Source organism: Oscillibacter sp. CAG:155 (genome assembly GCA_000436875.1).
GTDB lineage: Bacteria > Bacillota > Clostridia > Oscillospirales > Oscillospiraceae > Oscillibacter.
Genome location: FR890875.1, coordinates 1 through 14,714, shown reverse-complemented (window position 1 = coordinate 14,714; position 14,714 = coordinate 1). Strand labels below are relative to the sequence as shown.

Below are 14,714 nucleotides of genomic sequence, written 5' to 3'. Positions count from 1 at the left end.
TCGCCGTCGGGCTCCGCCGCGTCGTCAACAACGGTTTTGTCCCCCTCCAGAGGGATCTCAACCTCCACCATCTCGGGGTCCTGTGTGTCTTCCCCCTCTGCTGCAAATGCACTCACCTGCAGCAGGCTCACGACCATGACCATTGCCAGCAGCAACGCCAGTCCTCTTCTTCTGAATCTTGCCATTGTTTCGTTCTCCTTTCACACGTGAGATCAAAACGTTTGGCAGCCGGGCTGGCGTAGCGTTCCCGCCTTAGCCCCCTTGCTTTGCGTCCCGGAGTTTCCTCCGGTTTGCCGTTTCAGTCATTTTTGTCTGCGCTTTTGCGCGGAACTACAGATGTTTCCGTCATGCGTTGCATCACGGAGAAACGGGTGTCCGTTTCTGATCTTTGGGCTTTTTTCCGAGCAGAGCACTGTCCATCAGGAAAGCCAGCTCCAGTGCACTGCGAAAGCTCTCTTCTCTTCCGCCCTCCAGCCAGGTAACGGATCCCTGCCAAGTGGCATTTTGGCGGAACAACACCCGCACTGCAAAGGTTGCACATCGGCCTTCCTGCACTTCTTGCCCCGGAGGGCTGACAGCCTTCATCTGCGGCGAATCTGCAAATGTTCTTGCCGCTGTGAAGGATTGGGGAAACTGCATTCCATCCAGCAACTCTTCCATCGTACGAAAAAACTCCATCAGACTTCTAAAGGTGTTCCCTGTGGAAAAATAAGGATTGTACAGTCTCCCACGCAGGATACTGTCCTGATAATCATCTACGCACACCAATGTCATCCGGCATTCGTTTCCCCATGCCCTGTTCTGCATCCCAGAAATACCTCCTTTCCAATTACTAGAAATCCGTTAACATGGTCAGTATACCATTCGGCGGTTACAAAACCGGTTACATTTCTGCGTTTTTCTTTCAGAAGTCACAGAAATAATATCCAAAATATCTGCGATTTTTTCAGCAAACTGTACAAATCTATATTATAAGGAGAACGGGACGCTCCTCCTCACAATCACCGCGCCCCCATTTTATAACCGCATACGGATTCAAAGCAGCGGTAAAAGCCGCCTGAGAAAATCTCAGGCGGCTTTCCAGCTTTGTGACTTCTCTTTTTGCTCACGCGCCCAGCCGGCGACGCATCTGCTCCGGATTATCGGCATAGTCCAAAGCGGTTTCCCGGCTGATTTTCCCAGCCTGGTACAGCGCCAGAATCGACTGATCCATACTGACCATTCCCTCGCTGCCTCCGGCGGCAATGGCATTGTCAATCTGATGGCTCTTGCTGTCCCGGATCATGCTGCGGATAGCCGGCGTCATGTGCATGATCTCAAAGGCAGGCACCAGTCCGCCGTTTTGGTCCGGCAGCAGCTGCTGAGACACCACCGTCTGCAGCACCATGCTCAGCTGCACACGGATCTGGGCCTGCTGCGCCGGCGGGAACGCATCCACAATCCGGTCAATGGTGTTGACCGCGCCCCGGGTATGGAGCGTGGCGATCAGCAAATGGCCGGTCTCCGCCGCTGTCATGGCGGTCCGGATCGTCTCATGGTCCCGCATCTCCCCCAGCAAAATCACGTCCGGCGCCTGACGCAGGCAGGCCCGCAGCGCCGAGAGATAGTCCGCCGTGTCAATGGCGATCTCCCGCTGGCTCACGATGCTGCGCTGGTCCCGGTGAAGAAACTCAATGGGATCTTCCAGTGTGATGATATGGGCCTCCCGGGTGCGGTTGATGCGGTCGATGATGCAGGCCTGCGTGGTGGATTTTCCGCTGCCGGCGGTACCGGTGACCAGCACCATGCCGTGGGCCGTGTCCGCCAGATCCATCACCGTCTCCGGGATTCCCATCGTTTTCCAGTCCGGGATCTCAAAGGATACCACCCGGACCACCGCCGCCATGGAGCCGCGCTGCCGGTAGGCATTCACCCGGAACCGGGCCAGCCCCGGCACAGCAAAGGAAAAATCATCGTCTCCCGCAGCCTGATAGCGGTCCATGGGCCGGTTCGCCATCTCATAGATATCGGAAATCAGCCGCTCTGTCTCCGGCGGAAATACCTTCTCCGTTCCGATTGGACGGAGGCGGCCCTCCGCTTTCTCACTGACCACACCGCCGGCCACAATGAAAAGATCGGAAGCCCGGTCCTCCACCGCCCGCTTCAAATACTCCACCAATTCCACTCTTATTTCCTCCTCATCCGTCTCAAGACACGCCGTCCCAAACCGTCAGGTCGTCCTCCGCCTGCCAGTCCACTGTGGATACTGCCTGCCAACGTAAAACCGTATAATCGCTTCCCTGCACCCGGACCTCCACCTGAAGGTCCTGGGTATCTGAGATGGGACAGGTATAAGTATACAGGTCTCCCCGGGCGGTGACCCCTTCCGGCACTGTGCCGCTGCGCAGCTGGGCCAGAATCGTCTCAGCCTGGCAGTCCGCCGCATAGTAACCGGACACGGACTGGGCGGAAGCGTCCGACAGGCGGCTGTTGGCCTGGACGGTGGCAAGGCCCAGCAGGGCAAATATCGTCAGGCACAGCACCGCAAAAATCACCAGCAGGGAACTACCGCCCACTGCCGGTGGGAAGGTGTCTTTTCGTTCATCCATGATCCGCCGCCTCCCCACTGTCCGCAGCCGGCTCCTGCCAGGCCACGGGGATCGTCACCAGCAGCTCACCCTCTGCCGTGTAGACCGCCACACTGGCCGCACCCAACAGAGCGGTTCCGCTGTCGGCAGGTGTCACCAGCAGATGGTAGGCAGCCTGGGCCGCGTCTTCCGACGGCTCCCACTGCGCGTCGTAGGAGATTCCCCACATCGTGCCGTTCCACTGCCCGCCGTACGCAGCGCTGGCAGCGTCGTAATCACCGTCCATCCCCTTGAGGAGTTCCGCCGCGTTCTGGGCCTCCACAACCGCCCGGTCCCGGCTCTCATTCCAACGGGATGTTCGGCTGGAGAGGACAAATACCTGCACGCAAAGTGCCGCCGCCAGTGCAAACACCAGCACCATCACCAGCTGCTCCATCAGTGCAAGAGGCGCTTTGCTTCTCATGATGCCGCCTCCTCTCCGCCGCGCACCGCCAGCACCACCTGCTCCGTGGTGCCGTTTGTGTTGGTGAGTTGCGCCGTCAAAAGCCGTCCCCCGGCGTCCTGGTCCAGCCACTGCACGGTCAGCGCCCGTGCCTCCAACACTTTCTCTCCGTCCGCCGGGGTCATCGGAGCCTCCGCCGCGCTGAAAAGTTCCCGCAGATATCCGTCATAGCAGTAAATCCGGGTGACATACAGCTCCCCGTCGATAATGTCCGTCAGTTCCAGAGCATCACAGCCCTGAAAATCCGCCGCCGTGACTCCGCCCGTCTGGTCCGCCTGCCGGACCCGGGTGGCAAGATATTGGGCGGCGGTACGGCGGTCATAGCTGTCCTGATCCCGCTTGGTGAGGGCCTGATAAGTATCGGCGCCCGTCAGCAGCACTGACAGCACACAGACCGCAAACACCAGCAACAGCAGCAGCGCCAGCAGACTGCCCATATTCGTCTTTCCTGTCCGTTCCCTCATGTCTCATTTTCCAGAACCGTGATGTCCGGCATCAGGTTCGATCCGAAAATATCATAGTACACCGTATAGCGGCTCTCATCGATCTGGATGCCGTAATGTTCTTCCAGATAGGCAAGGTCCGGCGGGTAAATACCCTCGGCCGCATAGCAGGCCACAGCGGAGCGCCGGATGGCATCTTCCAGCTGGCGCTTTCCCTCATCATCCTGGCCCTGCGCCAGATTGGACAGCGCCGTCAAAAAGCAAAGCAGCACCAAAACCGCCGTCACCGGCAGCAACAGGCCCCGCAGAGCGGTCAATCTTCTTTTTTCATGCAGCATTGTCTCTCACCCAATAGCCGCCATGATGTTCATCAGCGGCAGCATCACAGAAAGCAAAATCGCTCCCACCAGCAGTGAGGTCACCAGCACCAGTGCCGGCTCCACCTGCTCCACCTTCCGGGTCAGGGCGTCGTTGCCCTCCCGGGCCAGCCGGCGGGCAATCTCCTCCATAACGGTATCCGCCGTGCCGCCCCGCACTCCCAGCGCCAGAAGGCGGCAGGCCGCCGGCGGCAGCACTCCGCTCTCCCTCATGGCGCCGGACAGTTCCTCGCCCTGCTCCAGCTGGGCCTTGCATCTGCGGCAGCGCTCCGCCGCTGCGGGCGTCTGGGAAAGAAGACCCGCCGCCAGCTCCAGAGCCTCTTCCATGGGAAGTCCGCTTTGAAGTCCCATGGCCATGGCCTGGGCAAACCGGGCGTCATTGAGCCGCCGGGAGACCCCGCGATCTCCAAAGTGCCGCCGCCAGAAGGCCAGCAGACGTTCCCGAAATCCACCGGAAAGTGAAAACGCCCCCAGGAAGAGCACCACCACCGCCAGCACCGCACAAAGTGCCGGCATAGCCGTATCCAGCGCCCGTCCCAGCGTCAGCAGTCCGCCGGCCACGCCGGTAAGCTCACCGCCCAGAGAAGCATAGACCTGGTCAAATACCGGCAGGACCCTTGCCAGCAGCACCACGATCACAACCAGCATCAAAATCAGCAGTACCGAGGGATACAGCAGCACACTGCGGACCTGCCGGTCCAGCCGGTCCCGCTGCTCATAATAGACTGCCAGCGCGTTGAGCGCCTCCTCCGTGCGGCCGGAGCGCTCACCTACCGCCACAAGTCCGGTCACATAGGCCGGAAACAGTCCCTGGCTTTCCAGGGCCTCTCCCAGAGAGACGCCGTCATCCACCTGGTGAGCCATCGCCTCCAGCTGTTTCCGCCGCCTTGCCTCCGTTTCCTCTTCTGCCAGCAGCGCCAGACCATCACCGGCACGGACCCCCGCATGGAGCAGCAGTGCCAGCTCCCGGCACAAAGAGGCAATTTCCAAATAGGTCGCTTGTTTTTCCTTCATATCGCACCCCGCAAAAATGGGCTTGCAGACAAGCTGCAAGCCCATTTTAAAGCAACTTTCCCCATTCGTAAAGGGAAAAATCAATAGAGATATTTCGCCGTATAGTTCTTTCCGTCCCCGATATACTGCATAATCGACGCGCTCTGCTTGCCGCTGGAGGCAAACGTGGGGTCCATCCGCTGCCAGGAGACGCCGTCAAAGTACACCACGCCCTCGACCCAGCCGGTCTCTTCCGAATAGACGCTGATCCATGCATGGTACGCGGTCCCGGCATAGCCTACCACCAGCTTGCAGGGTACGCCCTGGCTGCGGAGCATTCCGGTCATCAGTGCGGCATAGTCAAAGCAGATTCCGGTCTTTTTGGCCAGCACACTGTCCAGCACCGGCAAGTACCCGCTCTGGACCGTTGCGGCCAGCTGCTTGTCGTACGTCAGATTCTTCACCACAAAATCGTAGATAGCGGCCACCTTGTTCAGTGGGTCCGTCATTCCGGCGGTCAGCTCCGCTGCCTTTGCCACCGTGTTGGGCGCTGCGCTGTAATCCACATACTGATTGGGCCGCAGGAACGGCGCAAACTGGTCTTTCAGGGTGACAGAGATCGACTGGGAAAGGACCGTTGCATACTTGGTACCGGAGATATTCTCATACACCACTACCTGATAGGTTCCGTTGCCGTCGGACAGCGGGAAGGTATCCCACGCGGCATCCGCCGCCAGATTATAGGTATAGGTAGTAGTAGGACCCTTCACCTGGACTTTGATCCGCTTGGTGGTGGCCGCCGTATACTTGACCATCACGTAGCCGTCAGCCGTGTTGGAGTAGTCGATGACTGCCTTGCCGTTGCTCTGCACCAGCGTACCGGAGGCCTCCGGCAGCAGCAGCGTGGAAACCGCCGGCGCACCGGCCAGTGCCACCGCCTCATCTTCCAGGTCTACTTCCTCCAGAGGGGTTACCTCTGTGTAGATCTCCTCTTCCTGGGTTTCCTGCACGTTCTCCACAGGCTCCTGCTCCACCGCCGTCTGTCCGCAGCCGCTCAACAGCAATGCTGCCGCCAGCAGCGGCAGGAAAAATCTCTTGATTTGACGCAACTCTTGCTCCTCCTTTTGCGTTCTTCTTATGCAGAGCCAGTATATCATATTCGAACTAAAAATGGAAGTATTTTTTCTATTTTGTCTTTCACTTTTTTCCGATTTTTGTAATCTAAGCTGATTGCACATTGCAAACAACGGCACTCTATGTTAAAGTAATAATGTTTAATAATGTATTTTTTTAAGCGATGTGTGCTCCGGTGGGAGGGAGCCGCTTTTGACGTTTCAGAACAGAGGGAGGAGGTGGCAGCATATGGTTGCCAATACACTGCGGGTGCAGATGCTGGGTGAGTTTACACTCCAATATGGCTGCCAGGAGATCTCGGATAACGACAATCGTTCCCGAAAGGTTTGGTTGTTACTGGCATATATGATTTACTGCCGCAATCGTTCCATCTCTCAGGAGGATCTTGTGAACCTGCTGTGGGGTGAAGAAGAGCGCAGTTCCAATCCGCTCAATGCGCTCAAAACCATGTTTCACCGTGTCCGTACCATGCTCAACCAGCTGGACGCTTCTGCCGGTCATACCCTGATTATCCGGCGGGACGGAAGCTATGCCTGGAATCCCGACGTGGAATTTTTCTTCGACGTGGAGGAATTTGAATCCCTGTGCCGGGCCGGAGCTGCCGCAGAGGATGAGGAGACCCGCCTGGAAAACTACATGCAGGCGCTGGAGCTCTACCAGGGAGACTTTCTCTCCAAGCTCGCCTCCGAACCCTGGGTGGTTCCCATTGCCGCATATTTCCACAACCTTTACACTCAGACCGTCCTGGAGACGCTTCCCCTGCTGGAGGCGCAGAACCGCCTGACGGCCGCAGTCTCACTGTGCCGCAAGGCGGTTGCTCTGGAGCCGTACAACGAAACGCTCTACCGCCATCTGCTGCAGGAACTGCTCTCCATGGGGGACAACCAGGGCGCCATCACCGTCTATGAGGAAATGAGCGAGCTGCTGTTCTCCAACTTCGGCATCATGCCGTCGGAGGATCTGCGGGAACTGCACCGGAAGGCAGCCCGCACCGTGAATGACCGTGCCGTATCCATGAGCACGGTGCAGGAACAGCTGCGGGAGCCCGACGGTCCCCGGGGCGCACTGATCTGCGAGTACGATTTCTTCAAAATCCTGTATCACGCCGAGGCCCGTTCCATTCTGCGCAGCGGAAACGCCGTCCACATCGGCCTGCTCTCCGTCACCAATGAAAGCGGAGGGGAACTGCCCAAGCGCAGCCTGGACCGGGTAATGGAAAATCTGCTGGATCTGATCCGCAGCTGCCTGCGCAAGGGAGACATCGCTTCCCGGTGCAGTGTGTCCCAGTTTATCTTAATGCTTCCCCAGGCCAATTATGAAAACAGCTGCATGGTCTGCGAACGGATCATCAAATCTTTCTTCCGGCAGTACCCACACTCCCCTGCCCAGCTGCACTATACCGTGCAGCCCCTGGAACCCAACGTATAACACAATAACGCAAAAAAGAACGCCTTCCTTGTGGAAGGCGTTCTTTTTTATCAATACCGACCCAGAGAAGCAGCGGTATCGGACGTGGCGGTTTTCCCGAAGTGGAAATCATTGCCCGGCAGAATTGCGTTGAGGGCAATTCCCGCAATAGCAGCGATGGCCAGAGAGGTGAGGGTGATGGATACCTCACCGATGTGGAAGGTCAATCCATCCGTAAAGCCCAGACCGCACACCAGAATGACGGCGGCAATGATCAGGTTCCGGGAGTTGGTGAAGTCCACCTGGTTCTCCACCACATTGCGCACGCCGATGGCAGAGATCATACCGTAGAGAATGAAGCTGACGCCGCCGATGATGGCAGAGGGGATGGAGCTGACGAAGGCGGCGAACAGAGGGCTGAAGGAGAGCACGATGGCATAGATCGCAGCCAGCCGGATCACCCGGGGATCGTGGACCCGGGAGAGTACCAGCACTCCGGTATTTTCGCCGTAGGTAGTGTTGGCGGGACCGCCGAACAAACCTGCAAGAGAGGTGGCGATGCCGTCTCCGATGAGGGTACGGTGCAGGCCGGGATCTTCAATGAAGTTCTCGCCCACCGTGGCGGAGATGGCAGACATGTCGCCGATGTGCTCCATCATGGAGGCAATGGCGATGGGTGCCATCACCAAAATGGCAGAGATGTCGAACTTGGCGACACTGCCGGAGAAATTGGTGACGAAGGGCTGGAAGCCCAAGATCTTGGCGCCGGCCATGCCGGAGAAGTCCAGCATGGGGCCGGTAGCGCCGGTGGCGGCATCGGTGATGACCGTGGCGCCGCAGGCATTGGCGATCACCGCCACCAGATAAGAGCCTACAACGCCCAGCAGGATGGGAATGATCTTGATCATGCCACGGCCCCAGATGTTTGCCACCACGATGATGGCCATGGCCACCAGGGCCAGCCACCAGCAGGTAGAGGCGTTGGAGACAGCGGAGGGGGCCAGGTTCAGTCCGATGAGGATGATGATGGGGCCGGTGACCACCGGAGGCAGGAAATGCATCACCCGATGCACACCTACCACTTTAATGATGCCGGCCAGCACCACATACAAAAGCCCCGCTACCACGATGCCGCCGCAGGCGTACTGGAGCTTTTCCGCGCCGTCCATACCGGCGTAAATTCCGCTGTCCATGGCGCCCATGGCGGCAAAACCGCCCAGGAACGCAAAGGACGAGCCCAGGAACGCCGGGACCCGCAGCTTCGTGCAGAGGTGGAAAAAGAGCGTGCCGATGCCGGCAAAAAACAGCGTGGTCTGGATCGACAGAGGCAGTCCGTAGGTGTTGACCAGAATCGGCACCAGTACTGTAGCGCCGAACATGGCAAACATGTGCTGCAGGCCCAGAATCAGCATCTTAGGCCTGCCTAGGGTCCTGGCGTCCCGGATGGGCTGCTGCCGGGAGGTATTTGTCTCGTTCATATGTGTTCTCCTCTCTTTCATACGTGCAATTCCTGTCCAGGGCAAAAAAAATACCGGCACCAAAGCCGGTCAAACAGGAATACGGAAAAAATGAAAAAAGGGACCCATCGCCACCGCATCAAAAAAACCCTTCCAACGCCGCATACCGAATCCTCCCTCTTGCCATTTTGACTTATTATACAAAAAGAGACACTCTATTGCAAGAATAGATTTTCTTCCATCTCCGGAAAAATTTTGTTTGGTATCTATAAAAAATGACGAAGCAGATTGCTTCGTCATTTCATAAGCTCCCGGATCTGAGACTCGCCATACACAGGGATTCCCGCAGCCGCAAGCATTTGGGCCGCAACACCGTTTCCCGCCGTCAATCCGCCGGAAAACGTGCCGTCGTGGATGCTCCCATAGCCACAGGAGGGACTGCGCTCCTTGAGCACCGCCGCCTCACAGCCCAGCAGGCGACAAAGGCGCAACGCCTCCTCCCCGCCCCGGCGGTAAGCCTCGGTCACGTCCCGGCCATCCCTGGTCATGACCCGGTTTCCCTGCCGCTCCGCAGGCGGGCGGGGCGTAGGAAGACCGCCCAGCTGCTCCGGGCAGACCGGTACCAGGTCATAGCGCTGTGCCAAAGCCTCCGCCAGAGGATGCGCCTTGGAGGCCCCATCATACCGGCAGCAACATCCCAGAAGGCACGCAGAAATTAAAAGCCGCATTCCCTCACCCCCTCCGCTTCAGGGCGGTACGCTCCCGATGGAGCTCCGCCAGCAGCGCAGACGGTGTCCAGCTGCGGTTGGTTTCCGTCAGCACCGCCTTGGGGCACAAGATCCCCGCTTTTTGCAGCGCCGGGATCAGATCGTCCACATGCCGGTCCAGACCGCACAGCACCGCCATCTGCCCGCCAAGGGCCACCGGTGCTGCGTCCGGAGGCGCACTGGCTCCCGCCGCCAACTGCCCCAGCGTCAGCCCGCAGGACCTGGGGCCCACCACCTGCAGCTTTCCGCCAAAGGGACGGACGGCGGCTTCTGCCGCCAGGATCACCGGCAGCTGATCATATCCAAACAGCAACAACGTACCTTCCATTGATTGGTCTCCTCTCTCAAAAGGTTGCTTTCTCTGCTTCGTCCCGCCCATTGGACAGCATACCGCCGGAAGGAAGGATTCTCCCGCCATCCGGCCCTCAGACGATCCGCGTTCCATTCAGCACCGCCTCTGCCAGGTGTTCCCCCTGGTAACACAGCTTCAGGGAAAAAAACGGCGCATTCTCTTCCAGCAGCTTCAAAAAAATTCTGTCCCCCTCCCACATGGGCAAGGCCAGCAGCTGCGCCTTTTTGATCCAGGCCAGCTCTCCCTCGTCACAGGGGTGAGGTGTTCCGGTCCAGCCGACGGCAGTGAACAGGTGCATGTATTCCGTAGGTGCCTCGTCGGAGACAAAGGTCACCAGTCCCCGGTAGCGGTAGTCCGTCAGCGTCAGCCCCGTCTCCTCCCAGGTCTCCCGCAGGATGCAGTCCTCGGGGCTCTCCCCTTCCTGGAACTTGCCGCCCACACCGATCCACTTATCATGGTTGACATCGTTTTTCTTCTTCACCCGGTGGAGCATCAGGTATTCCTCGCCCCGCTCCAGATAGCAAAGCGTTGAGTTGATCATGCGCATCTCTCCTTGTGTGGCCATTATAGCCGGTTTCACGCAAAAAGAAAAGGCCCCCTTGTGAAGCAGCTTCCCTCTGCAAAGCACACGCCGCCGGTGAGAATTTTCACCAGCGGCGTGCGGCAGTTCCATGTGTTTATTTTTCCCCACGGGTCCGGATGGCCTTGAGCAGCTGGATCACCACCATGCTGCCGGCCGCAAGGCCCACAATGGTCCCCACCATACCGGCGGAGAGGGGCGCCACCTGGAAGAGGGGCTCCAGCGGCGGAATCAGCAGCACCGCGCCCAGCAGCACCGCGCCGATGACAAAGGCGCCCAGCAGGAAGCTGTTGTTCCAGAAAGTCCGGGTAAAGAGCACCGGCCGGTCGGCCTTGCAGTTGAAGCCGTGGAACAATCGGCTCAGGCACAGCGTGGAAAATGCCATGGTGCTTCCCAGCGCCGCGCCGCCGTTGGCAAGACCGATGTGGAAGGCGGCGATGGTGGCAGCGGCGATCACCAATCCTTCAATGGCCACATTGGTGAGGAAGGGACGGGTGAGGATGCCCTCGTTCCGGGGCCGGGGTTTTTCATGCATCACCCGGTCAGTGTGGGGCTCCAGACCCAGCGCGATGGCGGGCAGGGAGTCCGTCAGCAGGTTGATGAAGAGCAGGTGCACAGCGGCAAAAGGTACCGGCAGACCCAGCAGCGACGCATAGAGCACCGTCAGGATGCCGGCGGCGTTGCCGGAGAGCAGGAACTGGATGGCCCGCTTGATGTTGGCATAGACATTACGGCCGTTTTTCACCGCCTTGACGATGGTGGCAAAGTTATCATCCGTCAGCACCATGCCAGCGGCATCCTTGGCCACCTCGGTACCGGTGACACCCATGGCCACACCGATGTCCGCCTGCTTGAGGGCAGGGGCGTCGTTGACACCGTCGCCGGTCATGGCCACCAGATTGCCCCGGTCCTGCCAGGCCTTGACGATGCGGATCTTATGCTCCGGAGACACCCGGGCGTAGACGGAGACCTTGGGCACGAACTCCCGCAGCTCCTCGTCGCTCATGGAGTCGATGACACTGCCTTCCACCGCCTCGGTGCCCGGCGTCAGGATACCGATCTCCTTGGCGATGGCAGCGGCGGTGACCTTGTGGTCTCCGGTGATCATGATGGGTCGGATGCCGGCGGCGATGCACTCCGCCACAGCGGCCTTGGACTCTTCCCGGGGCGGGTCCATCATGGCGATCAGGCCCAGGAAGTCCAGGCCGTTCTCATCTTCCAGGGAGACGGCGGTATTTTCTACTGTCCGGCAGGCAAAGGCCAGCACCCGCAGGCCCTGACTGGAAAATTCCTCATTGACCTGCTCGATCTCCTTCCGCTCAGCGTCGGAGATCACGCACCGGTCCAGCAGCACATCCACAGCGCCCTTGGTAACCATCACCAGACCACCGGAGAGGCGGTGGACCGTGCTCATGAGCTTGCGGTCAGAGTCAAAGGGGATCTCCGTCAGGCGGGGATACTTGCCCCGGGTCACTTCCTCATCAAAGCCGTTGGCCTCGCCCAGACGCACCAATGCCGTCTCGGTGGGATCTCCCACCTCGCCGTTTTCATTGATGGTGGCGTCACTGCACAAAAGAGCCGTCCGCAGCAGGGGCTCCTGAATGGGATCACTGAAGTCCGCCTGGTCGGCGTCCACGATCTTACCGCCGGTGTAGAGTTTTTTGACGGTCATTTTGTTCTGGGTCAGCGTTCCGGTCTTATCCGAGCAGATCACAGAGACGCTGCCCAGGCCCTCCACCGCCTGGAGCTTGCGGATGATGGCGTTCTCCCGGGCCATCTTTCGGGTGCCGAAGGAGAGGACGATGGTGACGATGGAGCTCAGCGCCTCCGGCACCGCCGCCACCGCCAGGGCCACGGCGAAGAGGAAGGCGTTCATGATATTCTCGCCCCGCAGGAAGACACTGACCGCAAAGAGCGCCGCGCAAATTACCAGGATGCCCACGGAGAGTTTTTTGCCGAACTGATCCAGGCTGATTTGGAGGGGCGTCTTCTTCTCCTCCGTGTTTTTCAGCAGTGTGGCGATCTTGCCCATCTCCGTGTTCATGCCGGTGGACGTGACCAGGAACCGGGCCCGGCCATAGGTGACAAAGCTCCCGGAGAAGACCATGTTCTTCCGGTCGCCCAGCGCCGCTTCACCGCTGATCTCTCCCAGCTCCTTTTCCACCGGCAGGCTCTCACCGGTGAGGGCGCTTTCCGCGCACTTCAAGCTGGCGCACTCCAGCAGCCGTCCGTCAGCGCAGACAGCGTCGCCGGCCTCCAGCACCACCACATCCCCGGGCACCACGTCCCGGCCCGGCACCTGGAGCACCGTGCCGTCCCGGACCACCTTGGCCGTGGGGGCGGACATCTGCTTGAGACTGTCCAGCGAGGCGGCGGCCTTCACCGTCTGCACCGTACCCAGGATGGCGTTCATGGTGATGACCGCCAGGATGACCACCGTGCTCTCCACATCTCCCATGGCGGCGGAAATCAGTGCCGCCAGAATCAGAATGATGACGATAAAGTCTGCAAACTGCTCCAGGAAGATCCGCAGCACGCTTTTTTTCTCACCGCTGTGAAGTTCATTGGGACCATAGGTCTCCAGCCGCGTCTTGGCCTCCTGGGCGGAAAGGCCTCCCTCCCCGCACTTCAGATCCCGGAACAATTCCATCCGGTTTTTTTGCCATACCTTCTTCTCTTCGCTCATTGCATCCACATTCCTTTCCGGCAATACGCAAAAGCGGCGAGGCTTTTGCGCCAATGCCTCCTGCATTGATGCAAAAGTCTCGCCGTTTCAACCCGTGGCGGGGCAAAGCCCGTACTGACGCCTGCGGGTACACATCGGATGTGCCAGCTACTCCCTTTTGATTCTTGAGGTATTGTATGCGCTTTTTTGCAAAAAGTCAATCCCAACCATAAATTTTTTCAGACAGGATCTTCCAAAGCAGCCCTGCGGCACGCCTCACTCCTAGTCTGCACAGATTCCGGCAAAGTTTTCAGCAGTGGGCGGACCGCTGCAGCGTTGTACCTGTCTGCCGCCCGTGTTATAATGAAATCCATCAAACTCCCCGGTCCTGCCGCTACCTTTGCTGCCTGGGCACCTGCGTTCACCGGGGTCTGGAGGGATATCCAATGCGTGTTGCTCTGATTCAAATGCGGGTAACGGCAGATAAAGCCGCCAATCTCCGCACCGCCTGTGAAAAGATCCGGGCCGCCAAGCAGGCGGGCGCGGACATCGCCGTACTGCCGGAGATGTTCTGCTGCCCCTATGAAAACCGCTGTTTCCGGGCCTACGGTGAGCCGGAGGGCGGGGAGGTCCAGGAGACCCTCTCCCGCCTGGCGGCGGAGCTTGGGCTCTACATTGTGGGCGGGTCCATTCCTGAGCTGGCGGAAGGAAACGTCTACAACACCAGTTTTGTTTACGGACGGAACGGCCAGCTCCTGGCCCGCCACCGGAAGGTCCATCTCTTTGACATTGACGTGGAAGGCGGCCAGTCCTTTCGGGAGTCTGACACCCTCTCCCCAGGAAATGCCGTCACCACCTTTGAGACGGAATTCGGCACCTGCGGTCTTTGCATCTGCTTTGACCTGCGGTTTGAGGAACTGGCCCGATGCATGTGTCTGCGGGGGGCAAAAGTGCTCTTTGTCCCGGCGGCGTTCAACATGACCACAGGCCCCGCTCACTGGGAACTGCTCTTCCGTCAGCGGGCCGTGGACAATCAGTGCTTCACCGTAGGTGTCTCCCCCGCCCGGGATGAGCACGCCTCTTATGTTGCCTATGGCAATTCCATGGCGGTGGACCCCTGGGGCACAGTGCTCTGCCGGGCCGGAGCGGAGGAGACGACGCTTCTGGCCGATCTGGAGCTCAACCGCCTGGAGGCCGTACGCAAACAGCTGCCCATTCTCTCTGCCCGGCGGACAGATTTGTATGAGGTGCGGGAACGGTAATCTCCCAACTGGGGATTTTCCCATCCATCAGCAGTATATACGCTTTTCGAAAGCGGATTCACCCGGATAGACACGGATGTGTTTTTCAACTATCCCCGGATCACAAGCCCAGCGGAAAAACCGCCGGATAACCATGGTCTTCACCAAATAACAGCGCCGGGGACTGAAAAGTCCCCGGCGCTGTCTGCTGTTGGTCAATATTCGTAAT

General features: G+C 59.2%; 17 protein-coding genes and 1 riboswitch. Of the genes, 2 read left to right on the top strand and 15 right to left on the bottom strand.

Going from position 1 to position 14,714, the window contains the following annotated elements; translation table 11 throughout:
• From QZL67_RS03665 to QZL67_RS03625, 9 genes are all read right to left on the bottom strand, one after another.
• The coding region (locus tag QZL67_RS03665; protein ID WP_292919795.1) for a hypothetical protein at positions 1–185 on the bottom strand (185 nt) is incomplete at its 3' end.
• Between the two features lie 35 nt (positions 186–220).
• A riboswitch (cyclic di-GMP riboswitch) is annotated at positions 221–305 on the bottom strand.
• A 52-nt stretch (positions 306–357) separates the two neighbouring features.
• Positions 358–807, bottom strand: coding sequence for a hypothetical protein (locus QZL67_RS03660; protein WP_022289417.1), 450 nt, complete (start codon positions 805–807; stop codon positions 358–360).
• A 298-nt stretch (positions 808–1,105) separates the two neighbouring features.
• Entirely contained in the window at positions 1,106–2,164 is a 1,059-nt protein-coding gene (locus tag QZL67_RS03655) for a type IV pilus twitching motility protein PilT (RefSeq protein WP_022289416.1), read from the bottom strand.
• Positions 2,165–2,186: 22 nt separating this feature from the next.
• On the bottom strand, positions 2,187–2,588 hold the full coding sequence (locus QZL67_RS03650) for a hypothetical protein (protein WP_022289415.1): 402 nt from the start codon (positions 2,586–2,588) through the stop codon (positions 2,187–2,189).
• Positions 2,581–3,030, bottom strand: coding sequence for a hypothetical protein (locus QZL67_RS03645; RefSeq protein WP_022289414.1), 450 nt, complete (start codon positions 3,028–3,030; stop codon positions 2,581–2,583). The genes QZL67_RS03650 and QZL67_RS03645 overlap by 8 nt, the downstream gene beginning before the upstream one ends.
• Entirely contained in the window at positions 3,027–3,533 is a 507-nt protein-coding gene (locus QZL67_RS03640; protein ID WP_292919793.1) for a DUF4860 domain-containing protein, read from the bottom strand. The genes QZL67_RS03645 and QZL67_RS03640 overlap by 4 nt, the downstream gene beginning before the upstream one ends.
• A complete protein-coding gene (locus tag QZL67_RS03635) occupies positions 3,530–3,850 on the bottom strand; it encodes a hypothetical protein (RefSeq protein WP_022289412.1) in 321 nt (106 codons plus the stop codon). The genes QZL67_RS03640 and QZL67_RS03635 overlap by 4 nt, the downstream gene beginning before the upstream one ends.
• Positions 3,851–3,856: 6 nt before the next feature.
• Positions 3,857–4,903, bottom strand: coding sequence for a type II secretion system F family protein (locus tag QZL67_RS03630; RefSeq protein WP_292919791.1), 1,047 nt, complete (start codon positions 4,901–4,903; stop codon positions 3,857–3,859).
• A gap of 80 nt (positions 4,904–4,983) precedes the next feature.
• Complete coding sequence (locus tag QZL67_RS03625; RefSeq protein ID WP_022289410.1) at positions 4,984–5,991, bottom strand: transglutaminase family protein; 1,008 nt, start codon at positions 5,989–5,991, stop codon at positions 4,984–4,986.
• Positions 5,992–6,244: 253 nt separating this feature from the next.
• On the opposite strand from QZL67_RS03625, the gene QZL67_RS03620 reads away from it, so the two are divergent.
• Positions 6,245–7,444: a BTAD domain-containing putative transcriptional regulator gene (locus QZL67_RS03620; protein ID WP_022289409.1), complete on the top strand. Its 1,200-nt coding sequence runs from the start codon at positions 6,245–6,247 to the stop codon at positions 7,442–7,444.
• A gap of 50 nt (positions 7,445–7,494) precedes the next feature.
• Here the strand turns inward: QZL67_RS03620 and QZL67_RS03615 are convergent, their stop codons facing one another.
• From QZL67_RS03615 to QZL67_RS03590, 6 genes are all read right to left on the bottom strand, one after another.
• Positions 7,495–8,901 (bottom strand): uracil-xanthine permease family protein, encoded by a 1,407-nt coding sequence (locus QZL67_RS03615; protein WP_022289408.1) that lies wholly within the window; start codon positions 8,899–8,901, stop codon positions 7,495–7,497.
• A 69-nt stretch (positions 8,902–8,970) separates the two neighbouring features.
• Positions 8,971–9,180 carry a hypothetical protein gene (locus QZL67_RS03610; protein WP_292919789.1) on the bottom strand — a complete coding sequence of 70 codons (210 nt, stop codon included), beginning with the start codon at positions 9,178–9,180 and terminating at the stop codon, positions 8,971–8,973.
• Positions 9,177–9,608: a DUF523 domain-containing protein gene (locus QZL67_RS03605; protein WP_022289407.1), complete on the bottom strand. Its 432-nt coding sequence runs from the start codon at positions 9,606–9,608 to the stop codon at positions 9,177–9,179. Before QZL67_RS03605 ends, QZL67_RS03610 begins: the two co-directional genes overlap by 4 nt.
• A 4-nt stretch (positions 9,609–9,612) precedes the next feature.
• The gene (locus QZL67_RS03600) at positions 9,613–9,975 is read right to left on the bottom strand and encodes a DUF3783 domain-containing protein (protein ID WP_022289406.1); all 363 of its coding nucleotides are present in this window, start codon (positions 9,973–9,975) and stop codon (positions 9,613–9,615) included.
• A gap of 97 nt (positions 9,976–10,072) precedes the next feature.
• Positions 10,073–10,540, bottom strand: a complete 468-nt coding sequence (locus tag QZL67_RS03595) for an 8-oxo-dGTP diphosphatase (RefSeq protein ID WP_022289405.1) — start codon at positions 10,538–10,540, stop codon at positions 10,073–10,075.
• A gap of 136 nt (positions 10,541–10,676) precedes the next feature.
• Positions 10,677–13,265, bottom strand: coding sequence for a cation-translocating P-type ATPase (locus QZL67_RS03590; RefSeq protein WP_022289404.1), 2,589 nt, complete (start codon positions 13,263–13,265; stop codon positions 10,677–10,679).
• A 425-nt stretch (positions 13,266–13,690) separates the two neighbouring features.
• On the opposite strand from QZL67_RS03590, the gene QZL67_RS03585 reads away from it, so the two are divergent.
• Positions 13,691–14,506, top strand: a complete 816-nt coding sequence (locus QZL67_RS03585) for a carbon-nitrogen hydrolase family protein (protein ID WP_022289403.1) — start codon at positions 13,691–13,693, stop codon at positions 14,504–14,506.
• The last annotated feature ends 208 nt before the right edge of the window (positions 14,507–14,714 follow it).

Coding starts and splice junctions, on each gene's coding strand:
- QZL67_RS03660 (WP_022289417.1), bottom strand. CDS start 807: ATGCAGAACAGGGCATGGGGAAACGAATGCCGGATGACATTGGTGTGC.
- QZL67_RS03650 (WP_022289415.1), bottom strand. CDS start 2,588: ATGGATGAACGAAAAGACACCTTCCCACCGGCAGTGGGCGGTAGTTCC.
- QZL67_RS03645 (WP_022289414.1), bottom strand. CDS start 3,030: ATGAGAAGCAAAGCGCCTCTTGCACTGATGGAGCAGCTGGTGATGGTG.
- QZL67_RS03640 (WP_292919793.1), bottom strand. CDS start 3,533: ATGAGGGAACGGACAGGAAAGACGAATATGGGCAGTCTGCTGGCGCTG.
- QZL67_RS03635 (WP_022289412.1), bottom strand. CDS start 3,850: ATGCTGCATGAAAAAAGAAGATTGACCGCTCTGCGGGGCCTGTTGCTG.
- QZL67_RS03630 (WP_292919791.1), bottom strand. CDS start 4,903: ATGAAGGAAAAACAAGCGACCTATTTGGAAATTGCCTCTTTGTGCCGG.
- QZL67_RS03620 (WP_022289409.1), top strand. CDS start 6,245: ATGGTTGCCAATACACTGCGGGTGCAGATGCTGGGTGAGTTTACACTC.
- QZL67_RS03615 (WP_022289408.1), bottom strand. CDS start 8,901: ATGAACGAGACAAATACCTCCCGGCAGCAGCCCATCCGGGACGCCAGG.
- QZL67_RS03610 (WP_292919789.1), bottom strand. CDS start 9,180: ATGACGAAGCAATCTGCTTCGTCATTTTTTATAGATACCAAACAAAAT.
- QZL67_RS03605 (WP_022289407.1), bottom strand. CDS start 9,608: ATGCGGCTTTTAATTTCTGCGTGCCTTCTGGGATGTTGCTGCCGGTAT.
- QZL67_RS03600 (WP_022289406.1), bottom strand. CDS start 9,975: ATGGAAGGTACGTTGTTGCTGTTTGGATATGATCAGCTGCCGGTGATC.
- QZL67_RS03595 (WP_022289405.1), bottom strand. CDS start 10,540: ATGATCAACTCAACGCTTTGCTATCTGGAGCGGGGCGAGGAATACCTG.
- QZL67_RS03590 (WP_022289404.1), bottom strand. CDS start 13,265: ATGAGCGAAGAGAAGAAGGTATGGCAAAAAAACCGGATGGAATTGTTC.
- QZL67_RS03585 (WP_022289403.1), top strand. CDS start 13,691: ATGCGTGTTGCTCTGATTCAAATGCGGGTAACGGCAGATAAAGCCGCC.